Below are 4148 nucleotides of genomic sequence, written 5' to 3'. Positions count from 1 at the left end.
CGCAAAAGCCGGACAGGGGTTCCGCTAATTCCCGGACAGTGGTGGAGTGCACCCCCAGACTGAGACAAGGAAAATCGCGGACAGTTTCCCCGCAGGAGAGGAAACTGGGGTATGGCCGGACGGCAAAGATTTATTGATGAAGACCAAAAGCGGGAGCTGCTCCAGCGCATGGAGGCGGGCGAAAACGTCAGCAAATTGGCAGATGAGGCCGGCATCAGTCGTCAACGACTTTACGAGTGGCGTGATCACCTGAGGCTTTATGGCGATCTAAAGTCCCGCCGGCGCGGCCGGCCGGCCAGATCGACAGCAGGACTAGACGGGGCCGCGCAGCTGCAGAATTCAGTCGATCTGCCGACGCCTCAGGAAAAGGCACTGACCAAGGCCAGGCGCCGGATCAGGGAATTGGAGCAGAAAGTCGGGCAACAGCAGCTCGATCTCGATTTTTTTCGCGAAGCCTTGCGGCACTTCGAGGAAGATCAGCGCCGGAGCAGCGCTCCTGGCGAAACGGGATCTTCAAAGTCATCGAAAAGATGACGACCGGCCTGTCGCAAGGCGAATTCAACATCGATCGAATGTGCTGGCTCGCTGGCGTCAGCCGCGCGAGCTACTACCGTCACTGGCTGGATTCGGCCCCGCGTCGGGCCGAGACAGGTTTGCGCGATCTCATTCAAAAGGTGGCTCTCGGTAACGCGCACTACGGTTACCGCCGGATCGGAGCCCTGTTGCGTCGGGAGGGGTGGCAAGTCAACCACAAGTGCGTTCTACGCATCATGCGTGAAGACAATCTGCTGTGCCTGCGCACGCGACCCTTTGTTCCTGCAACGACGAACTCGAGGCATGGTTGGCAAGTCGTGCCGAACCTTGCCAGGGGCATGATCCTTAGTGGGGTCAACCAGCTATGGGTTGCCGATATCACCTTCCTGCATCTGGCTGAGGAGTTTGCTTTCCTCGCCGTTGTGCTTGATGCGTTTAGCCGCAGGGTGGTCGGATGGGCGTTGGATACGCATCTCAGAGCAAGCCTTGCCATCGAGGCCCTCGAGATGGCCATTACCGATCGCCAGCCCCCTCCCGGGAGCCTCGTGCATCATTCCGACCGCGGAGTTCAATATGCCTGCGGGGCCTACTCCGAACTTCTGCATCTTCACGGCATCCAGGCGAGCATGAGCCGTGTCGGAAATCCTTACGACAACGCTAAGGCGGAGAGCTTCTTAGGTTGCGTTTCGACGCTGTATCTTCAGCGTCATCATTGTTGGGTAGTGTCGATGCACGACGTTGGCGCTGGTGCGATGCAGGCCGGCCGACGCGCTATCCAAAAAGCTGGCGGCGGCCGGCCTGGATTGCACCAGCGGGCGCCGCCGTGGAATTTGAAGGGTGCGAAGTCTATGGTTTCGATCATCCGAGCGATACCGGGCGAGACGGGTATTCCCGAGGGCTTCCCGATTCTGCTGGACGCCGACATGGCGATCATCGAACCGGCTTTCGCCTGGCTGATGGAGCATGCCGTGGTTCGCGGCCGCTCACGGGCGGGCGACACGGTGCGGACATATGGCGAGCACCTTTATGACTGGTTCGATTCCCTGGAACAGTCGAACCAGGGATGGCGTGACGCCAACGAAGGTGTAATCGCCGCGTATCGGAACCGGATGCTTGAAGCGCCAAGCCCGCACACCGGCCGACCTTATGCCCGTTCGACGATCAACGCACGCGTCTCGACCGTCTGCCGCTTCTATGACTGGGCGCGAGACCACGACCTTGTGGCAGCCTCTCCGGTTCGGCGTGTCGACCAGATCACGCTAGGTATTTGGCAACATCAATCGGGCCTGCTCCGCTCCGCGGTTAACCGGCTGACAGTGCGCAGTGCCGAGCGGCTTCCGCGGCCCCTGCGCCGGGATGAGTTGGCCGGCTTGTTCAAGCAACTCGATCCGACGGCGCGGCTCGCTGCCGAATGGGCTCTGACTGCCGGTCTGCGGCGAAAGGAACTGTGTGGACTGAGCGTCGGACTCATTCCTGATTCCTTCGCCATCGATCCGGAGTCGCAGCCTCTTGTGGGCATACCGCTGACGATCACGAAGGGTAGCAAGCCGCGCACCGTTTATCCGCCGCTCCGGCTGATCGACCGCACGAACTGGTATATCGGCGAGGTGCGGAGCGCCATTGTCCGGCATGCCAGGGGCAGGCACCCGGGCTACCGGCCGCTGGACAATCTTCTGCTCAACGCGCAGGGCGTTCCGCTCAGCCGTGCACGCCTGACGGCGAAACTGGCCGCGGGCTTCGCCGCCGCCGGCATCGACGGAACGCTTCATTGGTTGAGGCACACCTTCGCGATGTCGATGCTGGTGCGCCTGCAAAACCAGGCTCGTTCCAATCCCGATCTCAACCCGCTGAAGGTTCTGCAGGTTCTGATGGGACATGCCTCGATCACTACGACAGCGATATATCTTCGCTGTGTCGAGCTTCACGAACGCGACCTCGCCGAAAGCCTTTCATTCCTTTACGGCGAGGTGATCCCGGATGAGGGCTAAGCCCAGAATCGACCGCCGGTTCGCGCCGGTCGACGAAACGGTGCCGCTCGCAGCGATGCCGGCCCGCGTCATCTTCAACGACGCGTGGGGAAATGTCGAACAGACCTTCGACATCGCCGAATTGGCGGGAGTGCCCGCCGATCTGGCGGCCATTCTGCTGCGCGCTTTCCATGTGCATGATCTCGCGGGGGCGAGGAAGACCCGGACGGCCCGATGGCATGCGCTGAAGGAAATCGCGGAGTTCCTGCGCGATCGTCGCGATGTCGAGACCGCGCGCGACCTCGATGACGCTTTGCTCCGGCGCTTCGCAGGCTGGATGGCGGAGCGGCATGACCGGGCCCGTGGTCCGCAGAGCCTAGCGGGGCAAGTGTCGCTGCTACGCCCCCTGATCGAGCGCGCCGCGCATGACAATCCCGACGTCTTCGGCGGTCCGCGCACCATCCCGGCCTATCTCTTCCCGAACTCGCACAAGCACAGGCAGCCGAAAAGAAGGCTGTCATCGCAGGACATGAAGGCGATCCTGGCCGCCTGCTACCGGGAAATCGACGAAGCCTGGGAGACCTTCCAATATGGTCAGGCGATCGCGGCGCTGCCGGAACCGCCGCCGCTGATCCCGCGGGGCATCGGCAAGGATCGCCTGATCTGGCTTCACCACCGCGCTGGTCGTGGCATTGCGCCAACTGTTGAGCAGATGCGGGCGCATGGCTTGGGCAAGGATACGCTGCTTCTCTACGGGCGGCAGCGCGGCTTTGCGCGGCACTACCATCTCATCACCGATACCCTTGTTCCGTTTTACATCGCCCTGGCGATCCAGACGGCGGCCAATCCCGACCCTCTGCGCCTCATTCGCCGGGATTGCCTGGTTCCGCATCCGCTCGACGAGGAGCGGATGTTCATCGAGTGGCTCAAGCCGAAGACGGGCGGGCGGATCAAACGCATGCAACGACGATCGTTCGACCGGCGCCGATCCAGATCGGCGCCGCGCCTTGTCGAGATGCTGCTGAAGATGACGGCACCGCTTCTGCCGCATGTCGGGGAGCAGGATCGGGATCGGCTCTTTCTGATCCGACGCATGGGAAGTTCGCGGGCGCGGGGCCATCGCCATCTCGCGGGCGTGATCCGCTGGGAAACCCTCGCCGTAGCCAATGCCGGTTCATCGTCCGGTCGAACGAAAGGATCGAGGCCTGGAATGCTGCTCACCCCGAGCGTCCGCGACGGTTGTTGCCGGACTTCTCGGCCGGTCTGTTCCGCGGCAGCGTAGCGACCGCGCATTATGAAGCCTCGGAGGGCGATATCCTCGCGCCCAAGGCGGTGCTCAATCATGTAAGCGTCGCGACCACCAGTGCCTATATCGAGGGCGCTGCCGCTCAACGGATCGAGCGGGAAACAATAGCCCGCCTGCAGGAGCTAATGCTCGCGTGGGTCATACCGCGTCCTGTGGCGCCATCGGGCGCCGGTGAACGTCAGACGGCCAGCGTGTTGTTTGGGAATGATTGCCTGGCGCCCGTCAGCGGCGCCGGTGGCCTGTGCCCCAAGCTTGGCGGTTGCCTCGCCTGTCCGGGGCTCGTCGTCCCCCTCGACGCCGAACACCTAGCACGCATTCTTCAGGCGCGCGCTCATCTGGAG

3 protein-coding genes and 1 pseudogene are annotated in these 4148 nt (G+C 62.7%); all 4 read left to right on the top strand.

Features of this window, described 5'->3' with window-relative positions; genetic code table 11:
• Positions 1 to 111 precede the first annotated feature (111 nt).
• Positions 112 to 534, top strand: a complete 423-nt coding sequence (locus EOA24_RS29335; protein WP_127410349.1) for a helix-turn-helix domain-containing protein — start codon at positions 112 to 114, stop codon at positions 532 to 534.
• Entirely contained in the window at positions 531 to 2522 is a 1992-nt protein-coding gene (locus EOA24_RS29330; protein ID WP_127410348.1) for an IS3 family transposase, read from the top strand. The genes EOA24_RS29335 and EOA24_RS29330 overlap by 4 nt, the downstream gene beginning before the upstream one ends.
• Positions 2512 to 3783, top strand: a complete 1272-nt coding sequence (locus tag EOA24_RS29325) for a hypothetical protein (protein WP_127410347.1) — start codon at positions 2512 to 2514, stop codon at positions 3781 to 3783. The genes EOA24_RS29330 and EOA24_RS29325 overlap by 11 nt, the downstream gene beginning before the upstream one ends.
• A pseudogene (locus tag EOA24_RS29320) lies at positions 3744 to 4148 on the top strand (hypothetical protein); the annotation flags it as partial. The gene EOA24_RS29325 and the pseudogene EOA24_RS29320, both read left to right, overlap by 40 nt.

The sequence above is a fragment of the Mesorhizobium sp. M2A.F.Ca.ET.039.01.1.1 genome, assembly GCF_003998035.1.
Taxonomy (GTDB): domain Bacteria; phylum Pseudomonadota; class Alphaproteobacteria; order Rhizobiales; family Rhizobiaceae; genus Mesorhizobium.
Note: the sequence above shows the minus strand (reverse complement) of the source record. Positions and strands in the feature narration are given on the sequence as shown.

Coding starts and splice junctions, on each gene's coding strand:
- EOA24_RS29330 (WP_127410348.1), top strand. CDS start 531: ATGACGACCGGCCTGTCGCAAGGCGAATTCAACATCGATCGAATGTGC.
- EOA24_RS29325 (WP_127410347.1), top strand. CDS start 2,512: ATGAGGGCTAAGCCCAGAATCGACCGCCGGTTCGCGCCGGTCGACGAA.
- EOA24_RS29335 (WP_127410349.1), top strand. CDS start 112: ATGGCCGGACGGCAAAGATTTATTGATGAAGACCAAAAGCGGGAGCTG.